Annotated in this window: 27 protein-coding genes; 22 read left to right on the forward strand and 5 right to left on the reverse strand. The window is 53.7% G+C overall.

Annotated features, from left to right (window positions below; genetic code table 11):
• The first annotated feature begins 13 nt into the window (after nucleotides 1–13).
• From EQM14_RS06325 to EQM14_RS16315, 8 genes are all read left to right on the forward strand, one after another.
• Nucleotides 14–721, forward strand: coding sequence for a zinc metallopeptidase (locus EQM14_RS06325; RefSeq protein WP_128742156.1), 708 nt, complete (start codon nucleotides 14–16; stop codon nucleotides 719–721).
• On the forward strand, nucleotides 721–2,055 hold the full coding sequence (gene rsmB, locus EQM14_RS06330) for a 16S rRNA (cytosine(967)-C(5))-methyltransferase RsmB (protein WP_243112668.1): 1,335 nt from the start codon (nucleotides 721–723) through the stop codon (nucleotides 2,053–2,055). Before EQM14_RS06325 ends, rsmB begins: the two co-directional genes overlap by 1 nt.
• A 9-nt stretch (nucleotides 2,056–2,064) precedes the next feature.
• Entirely contained in the window at nucleotides 2,065–3,114 is a 1,050-nt protein-coding gene (rlmN, locus tag EQM14_RS06335; RefSeq protein WP_128742158.1) for a 23S rRNA (adenine(2503)-C(2))-methyltransferase RlmN, read from the forward strand.
• A complete protein-coding gene (locus EQM14_RS06340; RefSeq protein ID WP_243112670.1) occupies nucleotides 3,095–3,826 on the forward strand; it encodes a Stp1/IreP family PP2C-type Ser/Thr phosphatase in 732 nt (243 codons plus the stop codon). Before rlmN ends, EQM14_RS06340 begins: the two co-directional genes overlap by 20 nt.
• A gap of 20 nt (nucleotides 3,827–3,846) precedes the next feature.
• Nucleotides 3,847–5,868: a Stk1 family PASTA domain-containing Ser/Thr kinase gene (gene pknB, locus EQM14_RS06345; protein ID WP_128742159.1), complete on the forward strand. Its 2,022-nt coding sequence runs from the start codon at nucleotides 3,847–3,849 to the stop codon at nucleotides 5,866–5,868.
• Nucleotides 5,861–6,754: a ribosome small subunit-dependent GTPase A gene (gene rsgA / locus EQM14_RS06350; protein ID WP_243112672.1), complete on the forward strand. Its 894-nt coding sequence runs from the start codon at nucleotides 5,861–5,863 to the stop codon at nucleotides 6,752–6,754. The genes pknB and rsgA overlap by 8 nt, the downstream gene beginning before the upstream one ends.
• A complete protein-coding gene (locus EQM14_RS06355) occupies nucleotides 6,739–7,374 on the forward strand; it encodes a thiamine diphosphokinase (RefSeq protein ID WP_128742160.1) in 636 nt (211 codons plus the stop codon). Before rsgA ends, EQM14_RS06355 begins: the two co-directional genes overlap by 16 nt.
• A 76-nt stretch (nucleotides 7,375–7,450) precedes the next feature.
• Entirely contained in the window at nucleotides 7,451–7,612 is a 162-nt protein-coding gene (locus EQM14_RS16315; protein WP_164918984.1) for a hypothetical protein, read from the forward strand.
• Nucleotides 7,613–8,029: 417 nt separating this feature from the next.
• Here the strand turns inward: EQM14_RS16315 and EQM14_RS06360 are convergent, their stop codons facing one another.
• Nucleotides 8,030–8,245: a hypothetical protein gene (locus EQM14_RS06360; RefSeq protein ID WP_128742161.1), complete on the reverse strand. Its 216-nt coding sequence runs from the start codon at nucleotides 8,243–8,245 to the stop codon at nucleotides 8,030–8,032.
• 558 nt (nucleotides 8,246–8,803) lie between these two features.
• Between EQM14_RS06360 and EQM14_RS06365 the strand changes: the two genes are divergently transcribed.
• The 5 genes from EQM14_RS06365 to cphA all read left to right on the forward strand — a co-directional run bounded on the left by EQM14_RS06365 (nucleotide 8,804) and on the right by cphA (nucleotide 14,139).
• A complete protein-coding gene (locus tag EQM14_RS06365) occupies nucleotides 8,804–8,983 on the forward strand; it encodes a hypothetical protein (protein ID WP_128742162.1) in 180 nt (59 codons plus the stop codon).
• Nucleotides 8,984–9,071: 88 nt separating this feature from the next.
• Complete coding sequence (locus tag EQM14_RS06370) at nucleotides 9,072–9,392, forward strand: FlxA-like family protein (RefSeq protein ID WP_164918985.1); 321 nt, start codon at nucleotides 9,072–9,074, stop codon at nucleotides 9,390–9,392.
• Nucleotides 9,393–9,564: 172 nt separating this feature from the next.
• Nucleotides 9,565–10,686: a beta-aspartyl-peptidase gene (iadA, locus tag EQM14_RS06375; protein ID WP_128742164.1), complete on the forward strand. Its 1,122-nt coding sequence runs from the start codon at nucleotides 9,565–9,567 to the stop codon at nucleotides 10,684–10,686.
• 5 nt (nucleotides 10,687–10,691) lie between these two features.
• Nucleotides 10,692–11,510: a cyanophycinase gene (locus EQM14_RS06380; protein WP_128742165.1), complete on the forward strand. Its 819-nt coding sequence runs from the start codon at nucleotides 10,692–10,694 to the stop codon at nucleotides 11,508–11,510.
• Nucleotides 11,494–14,139 (forward strand): cyanophycin synthetase, encoded by a 2,646-nt coding sequence (gene cphA, locus EQM14_RS06385; protein ID WP_243112674.1) that lies wholly within the window; start codon nucleotides 11,494–11,496, stop codon nucleotides 14,137–14,139. Before EQM14_RS06380 ends, cphA begins: the two co-directional genes overlap by 17 nt.
• Before the next feature lie 44 nt (nucleotides 14,140–14,183).
• Here cphA and EQM14_RS06390 read toward each other — a convergent pair whose 3' ends face one another.
• Genes EQM14_RS06390 through EQM14_RS06400 form a run of 3 tightly spaced genes read right to left on the reverse strand, consistent with a single transcriptional unit; the run spans nucleotide 14,184 to nucleotide 15,478 of the window.
• Entirely contained in the window at nucleotides 14,184–14,732 is a 549-nt protein-coding gene (locus tag EQM14_RS06390) for a hypothetical protein (protein ID WP_128742166.1), read from the reverse strand.
• Nucleotides 14,708–14,983, reverse strand: a complete 276-nt coding sequence (locus tag EQM14_RS06395) for a helix-turn-helix domain-containing protein (protein ID WP_128742167.1) — start codon at nucleotides 14,981–14,983, stop codon at nucleotides 14,708–14,710. Before EQM14_RS06395 ends, EQM14_RS06390 begins: the two co-directional genes overlap by 25 nt.
• A 9-nt stretch (nucleotides 14,984–14,992) precedes the next feature.
• Nucleotides 14,993–15,478: a DUF2975 domain-containing protein gene (locus EQM14_RS06400; RefSeq protein ID WP_164918986.1), complete on the reverse strand. Its 486-nt coding sequence runs from the start codon at nucleotides 15,476–15,478 to the stop codon at nucleotides 14,993–14,995.
• Between the two features lie 197 nt (nucleotides 15,479–15,675).
• Here EQM14_RS06400 and EQM14_RS06405 point away from each other — a divergent pair, with 197 nt between their 5' ends.
• The 9 genes from EQM14_RS06405 (at nucleotide 15,676) to EQM14_RS06445 (ending at nucleotide 24,565) form a co-directional block, all read left to right on the forward strand.
• Nucleotides 15,676–16,176 carry an NUDIX hydrolase gene (locus EQM14_RS06405; protein WP_128742169.1) on the forward strand — a complete coding sequence of 167 codons (501 nt, stop codon included), beginning with the start codon at nucleotides 15,676–15,678 and terminating at the stop codon, nucleotides 16,174–16,176.
• The gene (locus EQM14_RS06410) at nucleotides 16,173–17,366 is read left to right on the forward strand and encodes an alanyl-tRNA editing protein (RefSeq protein WP_164918987.1); all 1,194 of its coding nucleotides are present in this window, start codon (nucleotides 16,173–16,175) and stop codon (nucleotides 17,364–17,366) included. The genes EQM14_RS06405 and EQM14_RS06410 overlap by 4 nt, the downstream gene beginning before the upstream one ends.
• Before the next feature lie 101 nt (nucleotides 17,367–17,467).
• The gene (locus EQM14_RS06415; protein ID WP_128742171.1) at nucleotides 17,468–18,106 is read left to right on the forward strand and encodes a phosphoribosyltransferase; all 639 of its coding nucleotides are present in this window, start codon (nucleotides 17,468–17,470) and stop codon (nucleotides 18,104–18,106) included.
• Between the two features lie 315 nt (nucleotides 18,107–18,421).
• Nucleotides 18,422–19,606: an acetyl-CoA C-acetyltransferase gene (locus tag EQM14_RS06420; RefSeq protein ID WP_128742172.1), complete on the forward strand. Its 1,185-nt coding sequence runs from the start codon at nucleotides 18,422–18,424 to the stop codon at nucleotides 19,604–19,606.
• 38 nt (nucleotides 19,607–19,644) lie between these two features.
• Nucleotides 19,645–20,421, forward strand: coding sequence for an enoyl-CoA hydratase-related protein (locus EQM14_RS06425; RefSeq protein WP_128742173.1), 777 nt, complete (start codon nucleotides 19,645–19,647; stop codon nucleotides 20,419–20,421).
• Nucleotides 20,422–20,455: 34 nt separating this feature from the next.
• Nucleotides 20,456–21,295: a 3-hydroxyacyl-CoA dehydrogenase family protein gene (locus tag EQM14_RS06430; RefSeq protein WP_128742174.1), complete on the forward strand. Its 840-nt coding sequence runs from the start codon at nucleotides 20,456–20,458 to the stop codon at nucleotides 21,293–21,295.
• A 287-nt stretch (nucleotides 21,296–21,582) separates the two neighbouring features.
• On the forward strand, nucleotides 21,583–22,722 hold the full coding sequence (locus EQM14_RS06435; RefSeq protein WP_128742175.1) for an acyl-CoA dehydrogenase: 1,140 nt from the start codon (nucleotides 21,583–21,585) through the stop codon (nucleotides 22,720–22,722).
• 25 nt (nucleotides 22,723–22,747) lie between these two features.
• A complete protein-coding gene (locus EQM14_RS06440; RefSeq protein WP_128742176.1) occupies nucleotides 22,748–23,530 on the forward strand; it encodes an electron transfer flavoprotein subunit beta/FixA family protein in 783 nt (260 codons plus the stop codon).
• Between the two features lie 18 nt (nucleotides 23,531–23,548).
• The gene (locus EQM14_RS06445) at nucleotides 23,549–24,565 is read left to right on the forward strand and encodes an electron transfer flavoprotein subunit alpha/FixB family protein (protein ID WP_128742177.1); all 1,017 of its coding nucleotides are present in this window, start codon (nucleotides 23,549–23,551) and stop codon (nucleotides 24,563–24,565) included.
• Nucleotides 24,566–24,735: 170 nt separating this feature from the next.
• On the opposite strand, the gene EQM14_RS06450 is transcribed toward EQM14_RS06445, so the two are convergent.
• Entirely contained in the window at nucleotides 24,736–26,295 is a 1,560-nt protein-coding gene (locus EQM14_RS06450) for an acyl CoA:acetate/3-ketoacid CoA transferase (protein ID WP_128742178.1), read from the reverse strand.
• Between the last annotated feature and the right edge of the window lie 269 nt (nucleotides 26,296–26,564).

Genomic DNA, 26,564 nt, shown 5'->3' on the forward strand with positions numbered 1-26,564 from the left:
GAGGTTCGAAAAGATGTACGGATTCTATTACTTTAATTATACATATTTCTGGATCATGGTGCCCGCGCTGATCGTCACCCTGATCGCGCAGTCCCGGGTCAATTCGACATTCGCCAGGTATTCCAGGGTCCGCACGATGAACCAGATCACCGGAGCGGAGGCGGCGGAGCGCGTCGCGCGCTTCGGCGGCGTGAACCGCCTGTTTCTCAAACGCGTGGCGGGAAATCTCACGGACAACTTCGATCCGCGCAACGACACCATCAGTCTTTCGGAATCCGTCTATTCCTCCGTTTCCATTGCGGCCGTCGGCGTGGCGGCGCACGAGGCCGGCCACGCGATCCAGAACGCCGAGGGCTACTTCCCGAATAAAATCCGCACCGCTCTGGTGCCCGTTACCAATTTCGGGTCCGGCCTTTCGATGCCGCTGATTATCATCGGCCTGATTCTGCCCGTGCAGTATGATTTTATCGTTTACACCGGCATTATCCTGTACAGCCTGGTCGTCCTGTTTCAGCTTGTGACCCTTCCGGTTGAGTTCAACGCGAGTTCGCGCGCCATCCGCGCTCTGAACGATGCGGGAATTCTCTATCCGGATGAGCTGGAAGGGGCGAAAAAAGTTTTGCGGGCGGCGGCGATGACTTATCTCGCGGCCAGTTTTACAGCGCTGCTGACGCTGCTCCGCTTTCTTTTGATGGCAAACGACAGAAGGGGACGCCGCTGATGACGGGTGCGCGCGAGGCGGCGCTTCAGGCCCTCCTTCGGGTCGATTCCCAGGGCGCCTATTCCAATTTGGTTCTGGACCATCTGCTCTCAGGCGCCGCGATGGAGCCGCGCGACCGGTCGCTGGCGACAACAATTTTTTATGGAGTTCTGGAGCGCAGGATCACGCTGGATTACGTGATCGGGCGCTTTTCCAGTATCCCGCTGGAGAAAATATCACCGGTCGCTCTTGAGCTTCTGCGGATGGGCGCGTATCAGATCTTATACCTGGATAAGATCCCCGCTTCCGCGGCGGTCAACGAGTCGGTCAGCCTGGCGAAAACCTGCGGGGCCAAACGCGCGTCCGGCTTTGTCAACGCGGTTCTCCGGAATTTTGTCCGGAGCGGCGGGAAACTGCCCGCGTTCAGGCCGGAAACGGGACCGCTCCGGCGGATCAGCGTGGAATACTCCTGCCCGGAATGGATCGTTTCGCTCTGGAACGGGGCCTATGGGGAACAAATGGCTTTGCGGCTGCTGGAAAGCATGACGAAGAAGCCCGATCTTTACGCGCGCGTGAATAATACGCGCATCGGGGAGGAACAATTAATCGAAAGGCTTCGGGGCGAAGGAATTGACGCCGTTCCGGTTCCGTGGCCCGGGCAAGCGATCCGGCTGGAAAAGGGAATGGAATTCGCGGACAGCGGCTGTTACCGGGACGGACTGCTTCATATCCAGGACCTTTCCTCCCAGATTCTTTGCGCCCTCGTTGATCCTCGGCCCGGGGAAACGGTCGTGGACGTCTGTTCCGCGCCGGGCGGCAAAGCCTTTACGCTTGCGGAGCGGATGGGAGACCGCGGAAGGATTTTTGCTTATGACAAATATCCGAAGAAGGCCGGTCTGATCCGCGAGGGAGCGCGCCGACTGTGCCTTTCCTGTGTGGAGGCCGGCGTCCGCGATGCGGCGGACCCAAAAGAGGGCCCCGAACCGGCGGACCGCGTCCTGTGCGACGTCCCCTGTTCCGGGCTGGGCGTTTTAAGGCGCAAGCCTGAGATTCGCTTTAAATCGCCGGGGCCTATTGACAGTCTGCCTGATTTGCAGTACCTTATTCTGTGTAAGTCGTCCGGATTGGTGCGAAAGGGCGGGGTCCTTTTCTACAGCACGTGCACTTTAAACCCCGCGGAAAACGGAGCGGTGGCGGACCGCTTTCTGGCAGGTCACGCGGAGTTCGAGCCTCTTCCGCTTTCTTTGCCGCAGACGTTCCGGCGCGAGGTGGAGGAACCTGAAAATCAAATGACGTTTCTGCCGTATCTTCACGGCACGGATGGTTTTTTTGTCGCTGCGTTCCGCAGAAATTAGGAGGATAATTTGAACCGTACGGACCTGAAATCGATGACACTTGGGGAAATGAAAGCGGCTTTTGCCGGTCAGCCTGCTTTTCGCTCGTTGCAGGTGTACCGCTGGCTACACAGAGGCGTTTTCGATTTCGAGGAAATGACAGACCTTCCACAGATATTTCGCGCCCGGCTGGCGGACGAATATTACATAGCCGCCGCCCGGATCGAGCGAAAATATTGTTCAAAGCTGGATGATACGGTCAAGTATCTGTTTCGTTTCAACGATGGGGAAATGGTCGAAGGCGTGCTGATGAGCTATCATCACGGGCGGACGATCTGTATTTCCACGCAGGTCGGCTGCAAAATGGGCTGTGCGTTCTGCGCAACCGGGAAAAGCGGTTTTTCCCGCAATCTGACGGCTTCTGAAATGCTTTCCCAGGTTCAGGCGGCTCAGCGGGACGCGGGGGAACGGATCTCCAATATTGTTCTGATGGGCATGGGCGAGCCTCTGGATAATTACGAAGCGGTGCTCCGCTTTTTGGATCTGGTTTCCTCGGAAGAGGGAATGAAGATCGGGATGCGTCACATTTCCCTGTCCACCTGCGGACTTGTGGACAAAATCTATGATCTTGCCGAAAAGAGATATCAGCTGACTCTCTCGGTTTCTCTGCATGCGCCGAACGACGCGATCCGTTCCCGGATCATGCCGGTGGGCCACCGGTGGAATCTGGAGGAGCTGCTTCGGGCGTGCCGGTATTATGCCGAGTTGACGGGGCGCCGCATTTCTTTTGAATACGCCATGATCGGAGGGGTCAACGACAGCGCGGAATGCGCCGCGGAGCTTGCCCGCAGGCTGCGCGGAATTCTGTGTCATGTGAATTTGATTCCGGTCAACACGGTGAGCGGATCTGCGTTCCGCAAAAGTTCACAGGAGCGTCTGCACGCATTTGAAGCGGCGTTGTCAAATCATGGAATTACCGCCACGGTGCGCAGGACGCTGGGCGCGGATATCGAGGCTTCCTGCGGCCAGCTGAAACGCAGATTCAAAGAGGAGGTGGCCAATGTTGAGAATTTTCAGTAAAAGTGATGTTGGCCTTGTCAGAAAATCAAATGAGGATGCCTGTAACAGCGGAATCCTTCCGGACGGAGCCGCCTGGGCGGTTGTCTGCGACGGGATGGGGGGCGCGAACGGGGGCGGCGTTGCCAGCGGCATTGCCGTGGACCGCATTTCCGAGCGGATTCTGACCGGCTATTCCGCGGAGATCGGTGAAGTCGAAATCCAAAGCCTGATTTCGGATGCGGTTCTGAACGCGAATGATGCGGTTCACGCCCGCGCCGGCGCCGACGAGACGCTGAGCGGAATGGGAACGACCGTGGTGGTCGCCGTGGTATCCCGGGGCGTAGCGCACATCGTCCACGCGGGCGACAGCCGGGCTTACCTGATTACCCCGGATGAGATCCGGCAGCTGACCACCGACCATTCCATGGTTCAGGAGATGGTGGATAAGGGGGACCTGACCGCTCAGGAGGCAAAGAAGCACCCGCAGAAGAATATCATTACCCGGGCGCTGGGCGTGGACCCTTTTCTTCAGGCGGATTACTGCGAGGTTCCGTTTTCGGCCGGCAGCCGCCTCCTGATCTGTACGGACGGACTGACGAATTATCTTGATGAGGAACAGATTTTTCTCCTTGCGAAAGAATCGGACGCTGATGATCTGACCGCGCGGCTGGTTGCTCTTGCCAAACAGGCGGGTGGAAGTGACAATATCACGGTAACCGTCATTGAAAACTGAGCCGTTAAGGAGTTGATTGCATGGATAAATACACCGGCAAGCGGCTTGACGGCCGCTACGAGATACATGAACTTGTCGGCGTCGGAGGCATGGCGGTCGTATACCGTGCCTACGATACGATCGACGACCGCGCTGTGGCTGTCAAAATACTGAAGGATGAGTTTCTTGGCAACGAAGATTTCATCCGGCGCTTTAAGAACGAGTCGAAAGCGATCGCCGTCCTGTCCCATCCCAATATTGTGAAAGTGTTCGACGTCAGTTTCGGCGACAGAATTCAATATATTGTTGAGGAATATATCGACGGAATCACTCTCAAGGAATATCTGGACCAGCAGAAGCGGATTAAATGGAAGGAAGCCATCCATTTTACCGTTCAGATTCTGCGTGCCCTTCAGCACGCGCATGAGAAAGGGATCGTCCACCGCGACATCAAGCCGCAGAACATCATGCTGCTTCAGGACGGAACCATTAAGGTGACCGATTTCGGAATCGCGCGTTTTTCCCGCAGCGAGACCCGCACCATGACGGACAAGGCGATCGGCTCCGTCCACTATATCGCGCCCGAGCAGGCGAGGGGAGACCTGACCGACGAGAAGACGGATATCTACTCCGTCGGCGTCATGCTGTATGAGATGCTGACCGGCCAGCTTCCCTTTGAGGCGGATAACGCCGTTTCCGTCGCCATCATGCAGCTTCAGACCGACCCGAAGCCGCTGCGGGAGCTGAACCCGTCCATTCCGGAAGGGCTGGAGGAAATCACGCTGAAGGCGATGCAGAAGAATCCGGAGCGCCGCTATCAGTCCGCCGCGGAGATGCTGCGGGACATCGAGGTGTTCCGGCGGAATCCGAGCACGAGGTTCCAGTATAAGTATTTTATCGATGAGAAGCCGACCAAATATATCGATGCGATCAATTCCGTGAAAAACACCGAACAGCCCGGATACAACGACAATTACGACTATGAGGAAGAACTGGAAGAACCCGTAAGGAGGAAGAAGAGGCCGGTTGCCGTTTTGGTCATTGCCGGAATCGCCGCCGCGTTTCTGATCGTGACCATCAGCTTCGGCGTAGCGGCTTTGGTGCACAGCCTGAACTCCGGCCCGAAGGACGTCAAGCTTCCGGATTATAAGGGCCAGAACATCGACGACGTGCTGAACTCGGTCAGCAGCGGCTCGACCTATCATTTCCAGTTCAAGCAGGAGCAGAAAAGCGACCCGGACGCGGAAGCGGGCAAGATCCTTGACCAATCCCCGCCGGCCGGAACGACGGTGAAGGAAAACGCGACCGTTACGCTGACCGTGAGCAGCGGAGGACAGACGCTGACGCTGGACGATTACTCCGGCAACGCCCAGGCGGACGCCGAGGCCGCCCTCACAAAGCTGGGGCTGGACTATAAAGTTCAGACGGTTGCGAGCGATACGGTCGATAAAGGAACCGTCGTCCGTACGGATCCGCCGGCTAAGACGGAGGTCACGGTGGGGAAAGACGTGATCTATGTTTACGTCAGTTCCGGAAAGGAAATTCAAAAGGTCGCCGTTCCGAATGTGGCGGGCCGCACGCTGGAGGACGCCAAAACAATGATTACGGACGCGGGCCTGACGGTTGGCACGGTAAAGCAGCAGGCGAGCGACCAGACGGCCGGGACCGTGATTGAGACCGACCCGCTCAACGGAGTGAAGGTAGACGAGGGCAGCACGGTCAACCTCTTCGTCAGTTCCGGACCGGCGCAAAAAAAGGTTACCATTTACGTTCAGCTTCCGAAAAACGTGACGCATGACATTGTTTTGAAGGCTTATCTTGGCAATGACCTGAATGTGACCAAAACGGTCAATCCATCCTATAACGATGTGTGTCAGCTTGATTTTACCGGAGCCAGCGGCGTTCAGACCTTGACGATCACGCTGGACGGAAGCAAGTACAACATTTATTCCCTGAATTTTGACACGGGAGAGGGCAAAAGAGAGTGGTCCACGGATTATGTGGACCCCAATACTTCATCCGGCGGGGCGGCTTCCGGCGGAAGCGTTTCACCAAATGACTGACCGGATGATGCAGGGACTGATTTTACAGGGAATCGGCGGTTTCTATTCAGTGGAAGCCGCCGGTCGGATTTATGAGTGCCGGGCGCGGGGGATCTTCCGCAAAAACGGCGTGACGCCGCTTGCTGGGGATCTTGCCGCCATCTCCGCAGAGCCGGACGGCACGGGAACCGTGAACGAGATTCTGCCGCGCCGGAACTTTCTGCTCCGGCCTCCGGTCGCGAATCTGGACCAGCTGGTCGTTGTCGTCTCGGCCTGCGAGCCGTCGCCGAACCTGCTGAACACGGACCGGGCGATTGCCGCCGCCCTGGATAAGGGGATCGAACCGGCGCTTGTGTTTTCCAAGACCGACCTGATGCCGGTGGAATCGCTTGAAGAGATTTATTCCAACACAGGGATCCGCCGGTTCAGCGTCTCCTGCCAGACGGGAGAGGGGCTGCAGGACGTGCTGCGGATCCTCGCGGGAAAGACGACGGCCTTTACCGGGAATTCCGGGGTTGGGAAGTCCACGCTGTTAAACAGCCTGTTTCAAGGTTTGAATCTCCAGACCGGCGAAATCAGCCGCAAACTTGGGCGGGGCCGGCACACGACCCGGAAGGTCCAGCTTCTGAAGCTGGACGGCGGAGGCTATGTGGCCGACACACCCGGTTTTTCTTCCATCACGCTGGAAAAAAGCGACCGCATTGCCAAGGGAAACCTGCCGCTTTGCTTTCCGGAGTTTGCCCCTTATCTCAAGCAATGCCGTTTTTCCTCCTGCTCCCATACCCGTGAGAAGGGCTGCGCCGTATTGCAGGCGGTCGAAGACGGCAAAATCAGCAAGTCGAGACACGAAAGCTATACGGCAATGTATCGGGAAATGGACGGAATCAAGGAATGGAACAAAAAGTGATCTGTATGGTGATCGGTTCGGTGCCGATGGAAAGAAAGGAAATTTTTGAAGAATATCATCCGGGGGATTGTTATGTGATCTGTGCCGACGGCGGACTTGAAAACGCCAACCGCTTTCATATCAGGCCGGACCTGATCATCGGCGATTTCGACTCCTACCGGGGAGCACTTCCGGAAGGAGTGCAGACCATCCGGCTGAAAGTTGAAAAGGACGAAACCGATACTCTCGCGGCTGTAAAGGAGGGAATCCGCCGCGGATTCCGGCAGTTCGTACTGCTTGGCGGGCTGGGCGGCGAGCGTTTTGACCATTCCTTCGCGAATCTTTGCGTCCTTCAATATCTGTGCCATCAGGGCTGCAAGGCTGTCCTGGTTGGAGAAAACAGTAAACTTTTTTTAATTACGGAGGGAAGGCTGACCCTAGACGGGATGAAAGGCGCCACTGTTTCGGTCTTTCCATTTGGCTGTCCCGCCTGCCGGGTCAGCTATATCGGAATGAAATATCCGCTGACAAAGGCGGTTCTTCATTCGGACGACCCTCTCGGTGTCAGCAACCGGATCGAAGCGGAGGAGGCGCGCATTTCCGTGCATGGCGGTGATGCCCTGATTCTGGTCCAGTCCTAAATTCTCTTTAGCACACATTTCCCGCCGCTGTATATACTGTTATTAGAACTTAAAACTGCGCCGGGGCGGTGAGCATATGGGAGGCAGGCACAAGATCGATACAAAAAGCTGGGCGCACTATATTGTGGCGTTTGGCTTGGGATTACTCCTTTCCTGCTTTTGCCCTATGGGACTGATCATGCTTTTAGCGTCCATTATCATCATCACGTTGGGCATCGCACTTTTCAAAGGGTGCTGAACATATTTCCGGGAGGGATACATTCATGAAGGTTGTCGTCGTACGGAGTTCGAAATTCTGGAGCTTTTTGCTGCGCAGGATGTTTAACATCAAAAGAGAGCAATAGACTGCTGAGCTTCGGAAAGCCGGAGGCCGGCCTGTTGGGAAAAATAAGTCCTTGGAACCCGTCTCCCGCATCATGCGGGAGACGGGTTCCTTTTTGCAGCAGGCGGTGTTTTGTGCCCTCCGTTTGAACCGGCGCGGCGGCTGGGGGCGAACCGAGAGGCCCGGAACAAAAAACGGCTGATACCGATTTCGTATCAACCGTTTGCGTCGTTCTTTATTGCTGCCTTATGCATTTCTTAACGCTGTTCCGTACACGGCTTGATCAGCGGTACAGGTGCTGAACGGAGATCTTTGGCACCCGAAACCAGAAGTTCATAACGGCTTTACAAGCTTCAGTTTCCTGTATTCGTAAATGCTTTCCAGATCTTCATAGGTCCCGTCGTTATGTACAGCGCCGAGGTGCAGAAAGGCCGGACTGAAATTGCCGGAATCGAACTGAGAAGGGACGATACAGAACTCAATCAAATTGCCGTTTCGGGCCTGTAACAGCTTTTTTTCCACTTCATTTTTTGGTACAAGAATTTTCATGTACGACATCCTTTCTCCAATCATTTTCACCTTTCTTTCCTGTGTCCCGACTATAGTATAATAAAAAAAAATATAGTCTTCAAGGGTGGAAATTGTCGCCGGCTGTCGATTACAAAGAAAAATTAGTGCGGCACGGCGCCCGGCCGGCGGGACACCGTGCCGCTCAGTCAATTAAAATCTGCGGCATCCACAACGGCATCTGCAGCGGCAACCACAGCGGCAGCCACAGCCGCCAAAAGCCAGCAGAGGAATCAGCCAGCAGCACATCTCAAAAATCCCTTCTTTCCTAGAGGACTGCTCTATCATATGTTTTTGCCGCGAAGCTTGTCAATATTGCACTGCGGAATGCGAAATTGTAATTTGAGAGAGGAATTCCGATGCATTTCAGTGTCTTTTAACTTTTATCGAGTGTTTTGTCCCACTGCTTTTATGAAATTTTCATCATTTGGATATAGTGCATTCATTTTTTTACCATAGAATTATTCATAATCTTTTTCTATATTAAAGGAGTTGAAATAAAGTGCCGTCTAGAATTAAAAACGAATGGGAATGAGTGACATGATGAGCGAAGCAAGAATAAAAGCCAATCGAAAATATCTGAAAAAAATGGACGATGTCATCTTCAGGGTAAAAAAAGGACGGAAAGCTCAAATCAAAGCGCGGGCGGAGTCGCTGGGCATGAGCCTGAATGCGTATATGAATTCTTTGATTGACAGGGATATGGAAACTCACCTGTAATCTCATCATGCTCTCATTGTTTTCATATAATGTTTTCTCGTCCGGTGCCGATAATACTAATAAGAACAGCAGGAAGGGATGAATCGTTTTGGCCATATCATCAATTTCAGGAACATCCGGCTATTATGCCGCCGGTACGAGCGGCAGCTCAAACAGTCAAACGGAAATTTCACAGTTGGAAAAACAGGAGAAGAAACTGCAGGAAAAACTGGAAGACCTGGAGAAAAATTCATCAGACGAAAACTCCGAGCTGGTCCAGATGTACCAGCAGCAGATCTCGGCGATTGAAAGACAGATTCAGCAGATTGAAAACCAGCAAAGATCAGCTTCCGCACAGGAACAGAAGAACGCGACATCTGCGGAGGCGCAAAATTCGACGGAAACGAGTGTTCTTGATACGATTGTATAATCGCGGCAAAAAACCCCCGGCTGCTGGAAAAGCGGCCGGGGTTTTTTGCAGTCCGGGAAATCCGCCGATAACGGCTGCGGCGATTGAAAACATCCAAAGGCAAAGCTTTTTAAGTATAAAAACCGTTCGTTCGCAAAAACTATCCTGCGAATAACAAGGACGGAAGGTTGCCATGATTGCGCTTCTGAAAGACGCTGAGTGTTATTGCCCGCAGTACAGCGGGAAAAAGGATATATTAATCGCGGAAGACAAAATAGAAAGTATCGATCCGGTTGGAAGGTGGGGAAACTGCCCGTTTCTTGACCGGATTATTGATTGTGGAGGGCTAAAAGCATTTCCCGGCTTGATCGACCAGCACGTCCATATTGTGGGGGGCGGAGGCGAACAGGGGTTTGCCAGCAGGATCGGGGACATTGCTGCCGACGATGTTTTTTTGTCGGGCGTGACCACTTTGGTCGGCCTTCTTGGCTTTGACAGCTGTACCAAAGATCCCGCAAATCTTTTTGCGAAGGCAAAAAGCCTTCAAAAAGCGGGACTGACCGCTTATATCTATTCCGGCGGTTATACTTTTCCCATGGCTTCTCTGACCCAGAACATCCTTCATGACCTGATCATGGTGAATGAGGTGATCGGCGTCGGGGAGGTCGCGATTGCCGATCACCGCTCCTCCCAGCCGAGCGTATCGGAACTGGCGGAACTTGCCTCGGCCGTCCACGCCGGCGGGATGATCGCCGGAAAGGCGGGCGTCGTCCATATCCATCTCGGAGAGGGAAAACGAGGGCTGGGTCTGCTTCGGGATATTCTGGACCAGACGGATCTGCCGATGGAAATGTTTGTTCCGACGCATGTCAACCGTCAGCGGGAGTTGTTCACACAGGCAATGGAATACTGTAAAGCGGGAGGAAATATTGACCTGACGGCCGGGGAGACGCATGGGATCCCCGTTCCGGACGCAATCGAAATATTGGTAAAAAGCGGGATGGACCTTTCCAGGGTCACCGTCAGTTCCGACTCGAACGGAAGCGTCCCGACAGGAGGAGTGGGGAAGATTCAGGAGCTGTTTGACGATATCCGCGGCTGTATCCTCGAGAAGGGGGTCCTGCCGGAAACCGCGTTCCGTTTTGTGACGGAAAATGTCGCGAAAATACTGAAGTTATATCCGCGAAAAGGAACGCTCCGGGCAGGCGCGGATGCCGATATCGCGGTTTTGGACTGCGGTTACAATCTGAGGAAGCTGTTCTGCCGGGGCAGACAGACCGTGGAGGACGGGCGTGCTGTCCGTCCGGAGGAGTGAATGATATGGAGGATCTCCCGAAGGGTTATTTGATCATTATTGGGGGTGCGGAGGACAAAACAGGGGAGAGCGTCATTTTAAGACAGGCTCCGGAAATGCTTTCCGGCTCGGACTGTCTGACCGTACTGACCACGGCGACGGAGCAGCCGCAGGCGGCAGGGCGGAAATATCGGGAGGCTTTTACCGGCCTCGGAATGAAAAACGTGATTGTTCTGGACATCAGCAGCCGTGAACAGGCGGAAGACCCGGAAAACGGGGCGGCGATTGCAAAATCGAAATGTGTCTTTTTTACGGGCGGAGACCAGCTCAGAATCACCAGCATCCTGGGCGGAACCAGAGTGAACGCGGAACTGAAAAATCTCTACCGCAGCGGAGGCGTCATCATGGGGACCAGCGCCGGGGCGTCGGCCATGACTTCCACAATGGTCGTCCAGGGAAACGACAATGAGCCGGCCCGCAAATGCACGCTGAAAATGGCGCCCGGCCTCGGGCTGCTGAGCGGAGTGATGATCGACCAGCACTTTGATCAGCGGGGCCGCTTTGGAAGGCTGCTGTGCGGCATTGCCGAAAACCCGGACGTGCTCGGGGTCGGGATCGATGAAGATACGGCGATCAAACTTTACCCGGACCAGCATTTTGAAGTGATCGGCTCCAATGCCGTGACCATTCTGGACGGGAAAACCATTCAGAGTTCAAACGTTTCCGAATTGAATCCAGACGAGCTGCTGATGATTACGGGTGTCACGGTGCACACTCTTCCGAAGGGCTACGGCTTTGAACTGAAAAATAGAAAGGTTTTGCGACTGAATGATGGAAAGCGATAGGATTCAGATCCTCGACCACCGATATTATCGGGGAAGGAATATTTACAGTCATAAACCGGTGATGAAAATGGTTGTGGATATCGGAAAATACGGTGCGATTCCGACGAAGGATATCCCCGGCTTCAACGAAAAGCTTCTTTCCGCTTTTCCCGGGCTCAAAAAGAATTTCTGCAGCCTTGGGTACGAAGGGGGATTCCTGAAGCGTTTGGAGGAGGGCACTTACCTGGCCCACGTTCTGGAGCATACAATCCTTGAGATGCAGGCGATGCTCGGTTATGACGTCAGCTTCGGAAAGACCAGGACCATAGAAGAACCGTCAAAATACTATCTGGTTTATCAGTATATCAACGAGGTCTGCGGCCTGGAATGCGGGAAAGCCGCCGTTTTCATTTTGAACCGCTTCCTCGGGAACCAGGAAGTGGACACCGGAGAGTTTCTGGACTATCTGGGTGGAATTTCCCTGAATGCGGAGCTGGGGCCCAGCACTTCCGCAATTGTGGAAGAAGCAAAAAAACGGGGGATCCCGGTTACAAGGATCGGGCATGAAAGCCTGGTCCGGCTCGGATATGGGAAATACAGCCATCTGGTTGAGTCCACCCTGACCGATATGACCCCCTGTATTTCCGCGGATCTTTCTTCCAACAAGCAGTTGACGAAATCCATTCTGAACAAAAATAAAATCCCGGTTCCCTACGGGAAAACAGTCTACTCGGAGCTTTCCGCCGAAATGGCGGCGATGCAGATCGGCCTGCCGGCCGTTGTCAAACCGATCGACGGGAATCAGGGCAAGGGCGTTTCCCTGAATCTGAGCGGCAAAGAGGAAATCCGGGCCGCCTATCGGAACGCGGCGAAATTCAGCACCGGGGCCGTCGTGGAGCAGTATGTGAAAGGAAAGGATTTCCGCGTGCTGGTTGTCGGAGACCGGGTCCGTGCCGTCGCGGAGCGTCGGCCCGCCTGTGTGACAGGGGACGGACGCCATACGATCCGAGAGCTGATCGAACGGAAAAACAGCGATCCGGAGCGCGGAGAGGCGCATGAAAAACCGCTCACCAAAATCCGCCTGGACGAGGTGGCTCTGGAGGAGCTGAAAAAACAAAAGAAGACGCCGGAGGATATCCCGGAACAGGGAGAGACTGTTTTGCTGAGAAAAAACGGCAACCTCAGCACCGGAGGAACCGCGACCGACTGCACGGACATCATCCACCCGGAAAACGCGGAATTTGCCGTCCGCGCCGCGCAGGTGATCGGTCTCGACGTCGCGGGGGTAGACTTTGTCACGGAGGATATCGCGCAGTCCATTCGGGAAACGGGCGGAGTCATCGTGGAAGTCAACACTGCCCCGGGAATCCGGATGCACCTGTATCCGAGCGAAGGGGCGCCGAGAAACGTTGCAAAGGATATTGTGGACCAACTCTTTCCGCAGGAATACCGCTTTCCCATCGTATCGGTGACCGGGACAAACGGAAAGACCACGACCGTGCGCCTGATCCATCACGTGCTTTCCATGACGGGGCTCAACGTCGGCATGACGAGCACCAGCGGGACCTTTATCGGGGAGCGATGCGTCTGCGCGGGAGACAATTCCGGCCCGCGAAGCGCCGAGTCCCTGTTGTCCGATAAGACGGTGGAAGCCGCGGTTCTGGAGACGGCCCGCGGCGGAATCGTGCGGGAGGGGCTTGGATACGATCTTGCCGACGTCGGCGTGATCACCAATATCGCCGACGACCATCTGGGGCTGAACGGCATTGAAACGCTGGAGGACCTGGCTTTTGTCAAATCTCTGGTCGTCGAAGCCGTCAGGAAGGACGGCTGCGCTGTCCTGAACGCGGCCGATCCGATGACGCCGACGATTTTAAAACGGGTGCGTTCCAGAGTGATTCTGTTTTCCGGCAATCCCAAGACGGATGTCTTTGTGCCAAAAAACTGTGTCCGGGTTTATGAAGAGAATGGGAGAATTTTGATCCAAACGGACGGGGAAAAGCGGGAGCTGATTCGGATTTCAGATATCCCGGTGACCGGAGGCGGCCTGATCCGCTGCAATGTGGAAAACAGCCTGGCAGCCGTTTCGGCGCTCATCGCGTTGGATATTCCACCGAAAACCATTGCGGAGGGGCTGAAGAGCTTTCGGATGAATACCGGGCGGTTCGACCTGTACCGCCTTGGCGGTTTTTTCGTGATGCTGGATTACGGGCACAACCGGCCCGGATATGAGACCGTCATCCGGACCTGCGAAAGAATGGAGCACCGTCGTTTGGTCGGCGTCATCGGCATGCCGGGCGACCGGAGCGACGCGGCGATTCGGGATACCGCACAGCTTTGCGCAAAATCGTTTGATCAAATTTATGTAAAAGAGGACGAAGACCTGCGGGGGAGACAAAAAGGCGAAGTAGCTGGGCTGTTTTACCGAACGATCACGGAAAACAGTTTTCCCGAAAAACGGATTTCAGTCTGCGAGAAAGAGCTGGAAGCGCTGAAAGCCGCCGTTTCCAACGCAAAAAACGGTGATCTGATTGTCGTTTTCTACGAAAAGCTGGGGCCGCTGAAACAGTATCTGGATTCCGTGGGAGCGGAAAAAGTAGACCTTTGTCCGCCGGAGGTGCCGCGTCGGGAGAAAGTGCAGATATCATAAGAAAAGCCCCGCCGTTGCGGGGCTTTTCTTTCTGCCTGGGAGTATTAAGAGTCATATTTGTAAAAATAAATAATTTTTGCGCTTGAGTCGTACAGTGCGAAGGTGAAATCCTGAGAGTAGCGGTTTTGCAGCGGACTGATTTTTTCGCGGAGATCCGTTTCGTTTCGGTCCAGAAAGAAATAGGCGCCGGTTTGGACGCTTTTTGTTTTTTTGATCCAATCGTTTCCCAGCCCGCCGTATTGAATGGTCGTTCCCTCGTCCCCTCCGTAAATCAGCATGGTAAGATCCTTTGGCATCGGCAGGGGATGCCAGGCGTTTTGACCGGTGACTCCCATCTCTTTTTCGTCCGAGTCCAAAGGCAATGCGACCTCGATATCAACTTCGCCGTCGCCGAACCAACCGGTGGAATCGCTGTATTCGATCACGGAAGAATTACGGGGAACGGCAATCTTCAAGTTTTTTTCAACCTGTGATATTTCTTGAGTCTGCGGGTCAAAGACACGGAAAATGAGCAAATAGAGAATCGTCAGTCCGGCCAATGCCGTACCCAGCCCGATCAATACTGCCCTCAGGACCGGTTTTCGCCGGCGCATGAAAAACGCCTCCTTGATTCATCCGGTCCGGAACCGGACTTTGTATCGTCGCTTACAGATTCCAGCAGATCGCCGGGCTGGCATTTCAGCACGGTGCAAATTCGGTCCAGGGTGGAAAAGCGGATCGCTTTGGCCTTTCCGTTTTTTAAAATCGACAGATTGGCCATAGTAATCCCGACTTTTTCGGATAGCTCCGTCACGCTCATTTTTCGTTTCGCCAGCATCACGTCTAAATTTACTCTGATTGGCATTTTGGCTCCTCATATCGTCAGATCGTTTTCCTGCTTCAAATCGCAAGCCTTTTCAACAAGATGCGAAAGGGCCGCGCATACGACCGCCGCCGCTGTTCCGGCGAAGATGATAAACAAAATCAGAAGAAGGACACCCGGATGAAGCAGTTTCAGAATCAGCAGGATGACGGCGGCCGCGAAATAAAGCAGGCTTTCCGAGACGGCCAGCGCGCCGATGTCCCGAAGACGTTTTCCGTTTTCTCTGCAAAAAGAGTTGTCTTTTGCGATTTCCCGGCAGATTTGCCATGATTTCCAAAGTGCAAAATAGAAGGGAACAGCGGTGATCCAGACAAAAGTCAGACAAGGCCGGAACAGACCGCTCAGTCCCGGATTTTCCCGCGCGGTTTCTTTTCCCAATGCCGGCACGATCCAAAAACACAGGGCGGCTCCGATGAGTCCGGCAAATACGATGATGCCTTTCAGCCATTTCGATAATTCCGTCTGTTTCAGTTCCATCATCTCCTTACTGTGGTATTATAAAACAGTATATTCCGAAAATCAATATAAATTTATCGAATAACGATATAATAATCTTGAAAAACGGTGCGACAGATGACTTGCCCGGCCGGAAAAAGCGATTCCGCCGCATTCGGTTGCCTCTATGCCGGAGCCGGAGTATAATAGAAAAAACAATCGGGGAAAGAGGAATCTGCTTGCCGGAGCTTTGCGACGTTTATGACAAGGACAGAAACAAAACAGGGCGGGTCTGGCCGCGCGGCGTCCCGATGCGGCCGGATGATTTCCGACTGGTCGTTTACGCCTGGAGCCTTGGCCCGGATGGCCGCGTTTTAATGACAAAACGCCATCCGGGCAAGGTCTGGGGCGGCTGCTGGGAATGCACGGGCGGAGGCGCGCAGGCGGGGGAAACCAGTCTGCAGGCTGTGCTGCGTGAACTTCGGGAGGAAATCGGGGTGTCCTATTCGGAGCGGGACGCCTCTCTTCTGCACAGCGGCCTTGACGGAAACACATGGATCGACGTATGGCTGTTTCGGGAAAACCCGGCGCTGAATTCGCTCTGCCTTCAGCCCCGGGAAGTGACGCAGGCCAGATGGGTGAGCCGCACGGAATATGAAGGCATGTGCCGTCGGGGGATTGTGGTTCCGGCCTGCACCCGGTTTTACGAATGGCTGGAAGAAAAGGAGAAAAAAGAATGAACCGTGAAACGGAGAAGCTTTATGATTTAAATCCGAAAGTCAGGACGTTCCAGGCACATGTGCTGGAGTGCATCCCGAAGGAGGAGCGGTATTTGCTGATTCTTGACCGCACCGCCTTTTATCCGGAGGGAGGAGGGCAGCCTTCCGACCGGGGCGTTCTGAACTTTGCCAATATCCTGGACGTGCAGGAGAAAGACGGCGTGATTGTCCATACGTCGGACAGGCCCATTTCGCCGGGCGCCCTGGTGTCGGGCGGGATCGACTGGCCGCGCCGGTTTGCCCTGATGCAGCAGCATACCGGGGAACACATCGTCTCCGGATTGGCGCACCGTCTGTACGGATTGGACAATGTCGGCTTTCATATGAGCGATGCGACGCTGACGGTCGACCTGAATGGGGAACTGTCTTCAGAACAGCTCGCGCTGATTGAGCGGCTGGCAAACGAGGCGGTATGGCGGGACCTTGCGATAAAAGTGATGTATCCCTCCGGGGAGGAACTGGAAAAAATCCCTTACCGCAGCAAAAAGGAACTGACCGGAAAAGTACGCATTGTGGAAATTCCGGGTTTCGATGTTTGCGCCTGCTGCGGGACTCACGTGACCCGGACGGGGGAAATCGGGGCGATCAAGCTGCTGTTCTCCCAGCATTACAAGGGGGGGACCAGGCTGACCATGGCATGCGGCGGACAGGCTTTGCGGGACTACGGCGAACGGCTGGAGGGTGTTTCTGCGGTTTCCGTGCTGCTTTCGGCCAAACCCGCGGACATTGAGCAAGCCGCCCGGCATTTGCTGCAGGAAAATTCGGATCTGAAACGAAGGCTTTCCGTCCTTCAGACGGAACTTTTTCAGTTAAGGGCGAACACCTTTCCTTCGGGCTGCGGGAGCATACTGGCCTTTGAAGACGATCTGGCTCCGGATGAGATCCGCCGGTTTTCCCTGGCCCTCTCAAAGCGATGTTCGGCAACCGCGGCCGTTTTTTCCGGCAGTGACGCGCAGGGGTACCGCTACGCCGTTTCGGATGCCGTGCGCGACGTGAGGCCGTACGCGACGGAATTGTCCTCCGCTTTTTCCGGCAGGGGGGGCGGCCCGAAGGAATTGGTGCAGGGTTCTGTCCGTGGAATGCAAAAGGATATTATTTCATTTTTTGAGAAAAAGGATTTTCATTGTACGGAATTCGAAGCGGCAAGGTAAAACCATACAAAATATTCTGAGGCAAGCTGCAAAAATATTGCATGATGGGAAAAGAAATGCTATAATGAATAAAATATTTATTGAAAAAGTGGTGTGCCGCAATGGAAAGCAGGACCATTCAGGTTCATTGTATTCACAATCGGGAAATCGTTTTGAATCTGATCCCGGGACATTTTGCAACTTCGCATTCTCATGTCAACTATTATATTGATATGACGGGAATCAAGCACAAACACAAAATCGCAAAGCTGGCGGCGGAGGTCATGGCTCAGAAGTACGTTAATACGGTCGCGGTGGATACCATTGTCTGCATGGACGGCTGCGAGGTGATCGGGGCTTTTCTGGCAGAGGAACTTTCCAAATCGGGAATGTCCTCCATGAATGTCGGAACGGATCTCAATGTGATTACCCCTGAATTTCCAAACGGGCAGCTCCTGTTTCGCGACAATGTGCAGGATATGGTATGGAATAAGAATATTCTCCTTCTTGTCGCTTCCGCAACCACGGGCAAGACGATCAACCGGTCGTTGGAATGCATCCGGTATTACGGAGGCAAAATCGTCGGGACTTCCGCGATTTTCAGTGCGATTTCGGAGATCAGCGGAGTACAGGTCAACTCCGTTTTTACCAGCGGAGATCTGCCGAATTACTGCACTTATCCTGTCCTTGACTGTCCATATTGCAAAAACGGCCAGAAAATTGATGCAATCGTCAATAGCTACGGCTATTCAAAAGTGTGAGGAGGGCGGACGCGGAAACTGTGTCCCGCCTGGGTTTAGCCCGCCGGTTTGCAGCCTGGTGCGCAACCGCAAAATTGCTCCGAGATTTTGCGGTTGCGTTGCTTTGTTCATGCCTGGGGCGGCTTGTAAATTATGGAATCAATTTTACAATATTGGCAGGTTTGTTGACTTTATATCCAAATTTTATTTTAAAATTTTAAATTCATCTTGCAACTTGAAACATATTGTGATATATTTAACATAGTTCGTGGAATCGACAGCAAGATCGGCATTATTTTATTTTTTATAAGGATTAAAAGAATGGAGGAACAATTTATGTCAAGGAAAATTGTGTTAGCAGGCGCATGCCGTACGGCAATCGGAAAATTCGGTGGCACTCTGTCCAACGTACCGGTAGTTAACATCGGAACCACAGTGGTCAAAGAGGCGATGAAGCGTGCGGGCATTCAGCCGGACCAGGTGGATGAGGTCATCCTCGGCTGCGTGTATCAGGCCGGTGTCGGGCAGAACATTGCCCGTCAGGTGTCCGTCTACTCTGGAATCCCGATTCCGGTACCTGCTTTTACGCTGAACAATATGTGCGGTTCCGGCCTGAAAAGCATCAATGTCGCCGCAGATATGATCCTGGCAGGCGAAGCGGATGTCATCGTCGCGGGCGGAATTGAAAACATGAACGGCACGCCTTATCTGCTTAAGAACGCGCGTTTCGGCTACCGTATGCGCGACGGTAAGTTAATTGACTCCCTGATTTATGACGGCCTGGAAGATACGTTCAATCATTATCATATGGGCGTCACGGCCGAAAACGTTGCCGCGAAATACGGAATTACCCGCGAAATGCAGGACCAGTTCGGCGTCCTGAGCCAGAATCGTGCGGAAAAAGCCACGAAGGAAGGCAAGTTCAAGGAAGAAATCATTCCGATGGAAATCAAAATGAAGAAACAGACTGTTCTGTTTGAAACCGATGAGGATATCCGTCCCGGAACAACCATGGAGACTCTTGGAAAACTGAAACCGGCCTTCAAACCGGACGGAACGGTCACGGCCGGCAACGCTTCCGGTATTGACGACGGCGGCTGCGCTATCGTTCTGATGTCCGAGGAAAAAGCGAAGGAACTCGGCGTAAAGCCTTTGGCTACTTGGGTCGGCGGCGACTGGGCAGGCGTTGACCCGGCTTACATGGGAATCGGGCCGGTCGCGGCCACGAACAAGCTGATGAAGAAGATCGGCATGAAGGTTTCCGACATGGATCTGGTGGAGGCGAACGAGGCTTTTGCGGCTCAGACCCTGGCGGTTGCCCATGACCTGAACTTTGATATGGATAAGACGAATGTCAACGGCGGCGCGATCGCCCTCGGCCATCCGGTCGGATGCTCCGGCGCGCGTATCCTCACCACCCTGATTTATGAAATGAGAAGAAGACAGAGCGAGCTGGGGCTTGCCACGCTTTGCGTCGGCGGCGGCATGGGCGTTGCGACTGTTGTTAAGGTGGAAGGCTGATTCGTTCGCCCAACATTTTATGAAAGAAGGCATTGAACATGGGGTATGTGAAATATGAACAGCAGGACCTGGTCGGGATTGTCACGATTGACCGCGAAAAAGCCCTGAATGCCCTGAACGACGAGGTCCTTGCAGATCTGGAAGCGGCAATCGATTCCATCGACATGGATAAGACCCGCTGCGTTATTATCACGGGCGCCGGGCAGAAGTCTTTTGTCGCCGGCGCGGACATCGCCGCGATGAGCACGATGACGAAAGAGCAGGGCCGGGCGTTTAGCAAACGCGGGAACGACGTATTCCGCAAAATCGAAAAACTTCCGATCCCTGTCATTGCGGCCGTCAACGGCTTTGCTCTCGGCGGCGGATGCGAGCTGTCGCTGAGCTGCGATATTCGCATCGCTTCGGAAAACGCTCTGTTCGGTCAGCCGGAAGCCGGGCTCGGCATCACGCCGGGCTTCGGCGGGACGCAGCGCCTTGCGCGCACGATCGGCGTCGGGAAAGCCAAGGAACTGATTTATACCTGCGGCAAGGTGAAAGCCGACGAGGCGCTGAAGCTCGGCCTGGTCAATGCGGTTTATCCGGCGGATCAGCTGATGGACGAATGCCTGAAGCTTGCGGGCAAGATCGCGCGCAACGCCCCGATTGCGGTGCGGCAGTGCAAAAAGGCGATGAACCTCGGCCTGCAGATGGATATTGACACGGCCGTTTCTCTGGAAGCGGAACTGTTTGGATTCTGCCTGGACACGAAGGACCAGAAGAATGCGATGACAGCTTTCTGCGAGAAGAGAAAACCGGATCCTTTCATTAACGAATAAAAAATTATAAATCAAGTCGAAGGGGGCTTTTATCATGATCGTTGGCGTTATTGGCGCGGGAACTATGGGCTCCGGAATTGCACAGGCGTTTGCTCAGACGGAGGGTTATTCTGTTAAACTCTGTGATATCAACACGGAACTGGCAGCCGGCGGCAAAAAGAAAATCGAAAAAAATCTGACCAAGCTTGTTTCCAAAGGAAAAATGGATCAGGCCAAGGCGGATGCGATCCTCGCGAAAATCACAACCGGCACGAAGGAAATTACCTCCGACTGTGACCTGGTGGTGGAAGCGGCTCTGGAGCGGATGGACATTAAGAAGGCTTTGTTCAAGGAACTGGAAGGTATCTGCAAGAAGGACTGCCTCTTTGCGACAAATACTTCTTCTCTATCCATTACAGAGATTTCCAGCGGCCTTGACCGGCCTGTCTGCGGAATGCATTTCTTTAATCCCGCTCCCGTCATGAAGCTCGTCGAAGTGATCGCCGGCATCACCACTCCCGATTCCACTGTGGAAAAAATAAAAGCGATTGCCGCGGAGATCGGCAAAACGCCGGTCCAGGTCAAAGAGGCCGCCGGATTTGTCGTAAACCGCATTCTGGTTCCGATGATCAACGAGGCGGTCGGCATTTACGCCGACGGCACGGCTTCCGCGTCAGATATTGACACCGCCATGAAGCTTGGCGCGAATCATCCGATGGGCCCTCTGGCTCTCGGTGATCTGATTGGCCTGGACATTGTTCTTGCAGTTATGGAAGTTCTTCAGAATGAGACGGGAGATCCGAAATACCGTCCCCATCCGCTGCTCAAAAAGATGGTGCGCGGCGGCCTGCTTGGAATGAAGACCGGCAAGGGCTTTTACGATTACAGCAAGTAAGACCGGATTTCGCGCTCTTTGTCCATGGACTGTTTTTAGCGCCGGAACAGACGGACGTGAAAATCTGCTGAAAATCCGGAATGGTTCTTGAATTTGTTAGAAGCAGGTACAGCGATGTGCCTGCTTTTCTTCGTATGGATGAACTGCAGAATTTAAATATGTTGAATTGCACCCCGGAAGAGATTGTGATATATTTGAATAATCCGCAGGACAAGGTGTCTGCACAATATGCAGTGGCCTCTGGAGCAGAAACAGTGTCAGGCCGGCATGAGTTTGGAGGAATGGATATGGATTTTCAGCTGAGCAAGGAACATCAGATGGCTCGTGTTCTTTTCAGGGATTTCGCTGAAAAGGAAGTGAAGCCGTATGCGCGGGATGTGGACGAAAAGGAACGCTTTCCGGAAGAGGCGTATGAAAAGTTCTGCAAATATGGCTTTATGGGGATTCCCTATCCAAAAGAGCTGGGCGGTCAGGGCTGTGACACGCTGACTTATGCAATCTGTGTGGAGGAAGTGGCAAAGGCGTGCTGTACGTCGAGCACCCTCCTTTCCATTCACACTTCCCTTTGTACCTGGCCGATTTACAAATACGGTACGGAGGAACAGAAAAAAAAATACATGCCGAAGCTGACCTCCGGAGAATATCTGGGCGCCTTCGGCCTGACCGAACCGGACGCGGGGACCGATTCTTCCGCCCAGCGGACCCAGGCGGTCCCGGAGGGCGATCATTATGTTTTAAACGGAAGTAAGGTCTTCATTACAAACGCCGGCTGTGCCGATGTTTACGTGATCTTCGCCATGACCGACCGGAGCCTTGGCAACCACGGAATTTCCGCGTTTATCGTCGAAAAGGGATTCCAGGGCTTCTCCGTTGGAAGGGAAGAGAAAAAGATGGGAATCCGCGGCTCCTCTACCTGCGAACTGATTTTTCAAAACTGCATTGTTCCGAAGGAAAATCTGCTTGGGCAGGAAGGAAGAGGCTTTATCATCGCCATGACGACGCTGGACGGAGGGCGCATCGGGATCGCGGCGCAGGCCCTCGGCCTTTCGGAAGGCGCGCTGGACGAGACGATCAAATTTGTCAAGGAGAGAAAGCAGTTCGGCCGTCCTTTGGCGAAATTCCAAAACACTCAATTTGAAATTGCCGAAATGCTCACGAAAACGCAGGCCGCACAGTTGCTTCTCTACAAGGCAGCCATTGCAAAAGATAACCAGAAAAGTGTTTCGCTGGAAGCGGCCGAGGCCAAGCTTTTCTGTGCGGCCGTCGCGATGGAAGTGACGACCCGCTGTGTGCAGCTGCACGGGGGCTACGGCTATATGCGCGAATACCCGGTGGAGCGCATGATGCGTGACGCGAAGATCACCGAAATCTATGAAGGAACCAGCGAGGTTCAGAAAATGGTCATCTCCAAATACGCTCTGAAGTGAGACGTCATGGAAGGAGGGAAACCCGTTGAATATTGTTGTTTGTATAAAACAGGTGCCGAACACCGATGAAATCAGATTGGATCCCAAAACCGGGACACTGATTCGCGAAGGTGTGCCGTCCGTGATCAACCCTGACGACAAAGCGGGGCTGGAAGCCGCTCTCCGGCTGAAAGATTCCATGGGAGCGCACGTTTCGGTCCTTACTTTGGGACCGCCGCAGGCGGAGGACGTCCTTCGGGAAGCGCTCGCCATGGGTGCGGATGAGGCAGTGCTGGTGACCGACCGCGCGTTCAGCGGAGGAGACACCTTGGCAACGGCTTATGTAATCGCAGCCGCTCTAAAGACCATGGAGTATGATTTGATCGTCACCGGGCGTCAGGCAATCGACGGCGACACAGCCCAAGTCGGGCCGCAGATTGCCGAACAGCTGAATATTCCAAACATCAGTTATGCGGAAGACATCAGGGTCGAGGACAGCTCAGTCATTGTCAACAGTCAGCTCGGAGACCGCTGCTACGTTGTCAAAGCGAAGATCCCATGCCTGATTACCGTGCTGAGCGAACTGAACAAACCGCGCTATATGACTCCGGGAGGGATTTTTGACGCTTATCGAAAGGGGATCAAAAAGATTACCCGAAGGAATCTTGACGTGGATGACAGGTACCTGGGGCTGAAAGGGTCGCCTACCCGTGTCGTAAAAACATTTACAAAGACAGTTAAGACGGCTGGAACCGTTATTGATCCTTCCGACCCTCAGGAAGCGGCAAGATGCATGCTTGAAAAGCTCAGGGAAAAATTTATTCTGTAGCAGGAGGAGGGGAATCGGTTGAAAAATCGGGAATATAAAGGAGTTTATGTGTTCATTCAGCAGACGGACGGCAAGGTGGCCGGCGTTTCGCATGAGCTTCTCGGCAAGGCGAAAGAACTTGCGGATGTTCTGAAAACAAACGTAACCGCGATTCTGCTGGGATACCACATTTCGGCTCTTTGCGGGGAACTGGCAAGTTACGGCGCGGATAGGGTCCTGTTGATGGACAACAGGGACTTGGAGCTTTATTCGACAGGGCCGTACACATACTGTATCTGCCGGATCATCGAAAAATTCAAACCTGCCGTCGTGCTTTACGGCGCTACCGCAATCGGGCGCGACCTGGCTCCGCGGGTGGCGGCCAGAATCCACACCGGACTGGCGGCGGACTGCACGGAGCTTGAGATTGCGGATGATGGCACCCAAAACCTTCAAATGACGCGGCCGGCCTTTGGCGGAAATCTTATGGCGACGATCGTTTGCCCGGATTGCCGCCCTCAGATGGCGACGGTCCGCCCGGGCGTTATGCGGAAACGAAAACCGGTTGAAAATGCCTCCGCTCCGGCGGACAGGCTGGAGATTGAGATTCCCCCTTCGGAAAAAAGCGTTGAGATTTTGCAGGTTGTTAAGAAGAATCCCAAAAAGATGGATATTCAGGACGCGAAAATCCTGGTTTCCGGCGGCCGAGGGATGGGGTGCCCGGAAAACTTCAAGATGCTTGAGGAACTGGCCGGCGCGCTCGGCGGCGCCGTCAGCTCCAGCAGAGCCTGTGTTGACGCCGGTTGGGTGGAGAAGGACCTTCAAGTTGGCCAGACAGGCAAGACGGTCCGTCCGGACCTCTATCTCGCCTGTGGCATTTCCGGCGCGATTCAGCATTTGGCCGGAATGGAAGGGTCCGGTTTTATTATGGCAGTTAATCCGGATGAAAGCGCGCCGATTTTTAAAGTCGCCGAATTCGGAATTGTCGGCGATGCGCTCAAGATCATCCCTTTATTGACGGAGGAAGTGAAAAAAGCGATTGCGGACCGCGGATGAATTTTAATTCCCGAACCGATGGAATGAAAAAACCGGGCGGCTGGGAGCCTCCACCCCGCCGGCGGCGGGTTGAGAGAAAGAAAAGCCGGAATTCTGCCAATCGGGCGGCAGATTCCGGCTTTCTCATATGTTTTGTCAGGGGGATGGATTGCGGCCCATAACAGAGGGGTCTACATGTGAAGGCCCATTTTTTCGTCCCTGAAAATCCGCTCATCCATCAAGTGAAAATCCTGGGCGATCTTTGGACGCACCGGCATATAGGCCAGAATATCCTTTTCCACATCGATTCCCGGCGCGGCCTCGCAAAGCAACAGCCCGTCCTTTGTCAGGCGGAAGACGGCCCGCTCGGTAATATACATGACAGGCTGGTTGTTTTTAATCGCCGTTTTTGCGCTGAAGGTAATTTGCTCCACGTGCTCCAGAAATTTCATTGATTTTCCTTCAGAGACGATCTTTAATTTTCCGCCACCGATTTCCGCTGCCAGGCCCGCAGCCGAAAAGGTTCCGCAAAAATAAAGTTTTTTCGCATTTTGCGTGATGTCGATGAAACCGCCGCAGCCCGGAAATCTTGTACTGAATTTGGAAACATTGACATTGCCTTCGCCGTCTCCCTGCGCAAAGCCCACAAATGCCTGATCCAATCCGCCTCCGTCGTAAAAGTCAAACATGGAAGGCATCGCGATGATACACTCGGGGTTCAGGCTCTCGCCGAAATCAAGTCCGCTCTGGGGGCTTCCGCCGATCGGCCCGGATTCCACCGTCAGGGTGAATTTATTGTTGATCCCCTCTTCCACCGCGACGGAAGAGATAAATTCCGGGATTCCGATGCCGAGATTTACGGTGCCGTCGTCTTCCAGCTCCATTGCGGCACGGCGCGCAATCACCTTTTTTGCATTGAGCGGGGCGGGTGTGAATTCGGCGAGGCCTATCTGATGCTCGCCGGAAAATCCGGGATTATAATCGGTCCCAAAGTTCTGCATACAATATTTCAAATCACTTGCAACGACAACGTAATCGACCAGGATTCCCGGAATCTCCACCTTCAGAGGGTCGAGCGAACCAGCCTTCACGACGCGCTGGACCTGGGCGAATACTTTGCCCCCGGAATTCTTGCAGGCCTGTGCCATAGCGAGGGCTTCCGCCTTGGAGCCCTCTTTTTCAAAGGAAATGTTCCCTTTTTCGTCCGCGTAGGTCCCTCCGATGATGGTATAATCCAGGGGAATGCTTTTATAGAACAGAAATTCCTCGCCGTTGATTTGTACCAGTTGGACCAGGTCCTCTTCTTTTTGCGTCAACTCGTTCATTTTTCCGCCGGAAAGCCGCGGGTCCACAAAAGTTCCCAAACCAACCCGCGTCAGTTCGCCGGGCTGATGGGCCGCGGTGGTGCGGAGCAGATGGCACATGACTCCCTGCGGAAAATCATAGGCAATCACCTTGTTTTTTACAACAAGCTCCCCTAATTTGCGGGCCATGCCGTAGTGTGCGCCGATGATACGCCGAACTAACCCTTCGTGAGCCAGATGCTGGAGGCCGCGCTTGTCGTTGTCGCCCTGGGCGGCGCAAAAAACAAGCGACAGGTTGTTTGGTTCTCCGGTTTCCAGAAATCTTTTCTCCAACTCTGCTGCGATTTCTTCTGCGAAGGTAGTTCCCATAAAACCGTTGGAAGCGAAGGTTACGCCGTTTGGAATCATGGACGCGGCTTCTTTTGCTGTTATGAATTTTACAGCCATATTGACAAATTCCCTCCAAATCCTCATTTCGGTACAATTGTTAATATTATATCATACGCGGCCCCGTCAGTTCAAGATATTCCGGCAAAAATATGGCTGGTATTTAAGAACAGGCCGGATTCTTCCATAAACAGGAAACCGCTTTTTCCATTCTTTACTTGACATGCAACTGGCAAAAAAATATAATAAATTATGTAACAGTTTCGACGTTAAATTGGTTTTAGAAGCAATTTTAAACATATCAATCAAAAAAAGAAATGGAGGAACCG

It is taken from the genome of Caproiciproducens sp. NJN-50 (assembly GCF_004103755.1).
Classification (GTDB): Bacteria; Bacillota; Clostridia; order Oscillospirales; family Acutalibacteraceae; genus Caproicibacter.

Excerpts from the sequence above, each read along its gene's own strand:
- EQM14_RS06325 (WP_128742156.1), top strand. The coding sequence starts at position 14 with ATGTACGGATTCTATTACTTTAATTATACATATTTCTGGATCATGGTG.
- rsmB (WP_243112668.1), top strand. The coding sequence starts at position 721 with ATGACGGGTGCGCGCGAGGCGGCGCTTCAGGCCCTCCTTCGGGTCGAT.
- EQM14_RS06340 (WP_243112670.1), top strand. The coding sequence starts at position 3,095 with ATGTTGAGAATTTTCAGTAAAAGTGATGTTGGCCTTGTCAGAAAATCA.
- pknB (WP_128742159.1), top strand. The coding sequence starts at position 3,847 with ATGGATAAATACACCGGCAAGCGGCTTGACGGCCGCTACGAGATACAT.
- rsgA (WP_243112672.1), top strand. The coding sequence starts at position 5,861 with ATGACTGACCGGATGATGCAGGGACTGATTTTACAGGGAATCGGCGGT.
- EQM14_RS06355 (WP_128742160.1), top strand. The coding sequence starts at position 6,739 with ATGGAACAAAAAGTGATCTGTATGGTGATCGGTTCGGTGCCGATGGAA.
- EQM14_RS16315 (WP_164918984.1), top strand. The coding sequence starts at position 7,451 with ATGGGAGGCAGGCACAAGATCGATACAAAAAGCTGGGCGCACTATATT.
- EQM14_RS06360 (WP_128742161.1), bottom strand. The coding sequence starts at position 8,245 with ATGAAAATTCTTGTACCAAAAAATGAAGTGGAAAAAAAGCTGTTACAG.
- EQM14_RS06365 (WP_128742162.1), top strand. The coding sequence starts at position 8,804 with ATGATGAGCGAAGCAAGAATAAAAGCCAATCGAAAATATCTGAAAAAA.
- iadA (WP_128742164.1), top strand. The coding sequence starts at position 9,565 with ATGATTGCGCTTCTGAAAGACGCTGAGTGTTATTGCCCGCAGTACAGC.
- EQM14_RS06380 (WP_128742165.1), top strand. The coding sequence starts at position 10,692 with ATGGAGGATCTCCCGAAGGGTTATTTGATCATTATTGGGGGTGCGGAG.
- cphA (WP_243112674.1), top strand. The coding sequence starts at position 11,494 with ATGATGGAAAGCGATAGGATTCAGATCCTCGACCACCGATATTATCGG.
- EQM14_RS06390 (WP_128742166.1), bottom strand. The coding sequence starts at position 14,732 with ATGCGCCGGCGAAAACCGGTCCTGAGGGCAGTATTGATCGGGCTGGGT.
- EQM14_RS06395 (WP_128742167.1), bottom strand. The coding sequence starts at position 14,983 with ATGCCAATCAGAGTAAATTTAGACGTGATGCTGGCGAAACGAAAAATG.
- EQM14_RS06400 (WP_164918986.1), bottom strand. The coding sequence starts at position 15,478 with ATGGAACTGAAACAGACGGAATTATCGAAATGGCTGAAAGGCATCATC.
- EQM14_RS06410 (WP_164918987.1), top strand. The coding sequence starts at position 16,173 with ATGAACCGTGAAACGGAGAAGCTTTATGATTTAAATCCGAAAGTCAGG.
- EQM14_RS06415 (WP_128742171.1), top strand. The coding sequence starts at position 17,468 with ATGGAAAGCAGGACCATTCAGGTTCATTGTATTCACAATCGGGAAATC.
- EQM14_RS06420 (WP_128742172.1), top strand. The coding sequence starts at position 18,422 with ATGTCAAGGAAAATTGTGTTAGCAGGCGCATGCCGTACGGCAATCGGA.
- EQM14_RS06425 (WP_128742173.1), top strand. The coding sequence starts at position 19,645 with ATGGGGTATGTGAAATATGAACAGCAGGACCTGGTCGGGATTGTCACG.
- EQM14_RS06430 (WP_128742174.1), top strand. The coding sequence starts at position 20,456 with ATGATCGTTGGCGTTATTGGCGCGGGAACTATGGGCTCCGGAATTGCA.
- EQM14_RS06435 (WP_128742175.1), top strand. The coding sequence starts at position 21,583 with ATGGATTTTCAGCTGAGCAAGGAACATCAGATGGCTCGTGTTCTTTTC.
- EQM14_RS06450 (WP_128742178.1), bottom strand. The coding sequence starts at position 26,295 with ATGGCTGTAAAATTCATAACAGCAAAAGAAGCCGCGTCCATGATTCCA.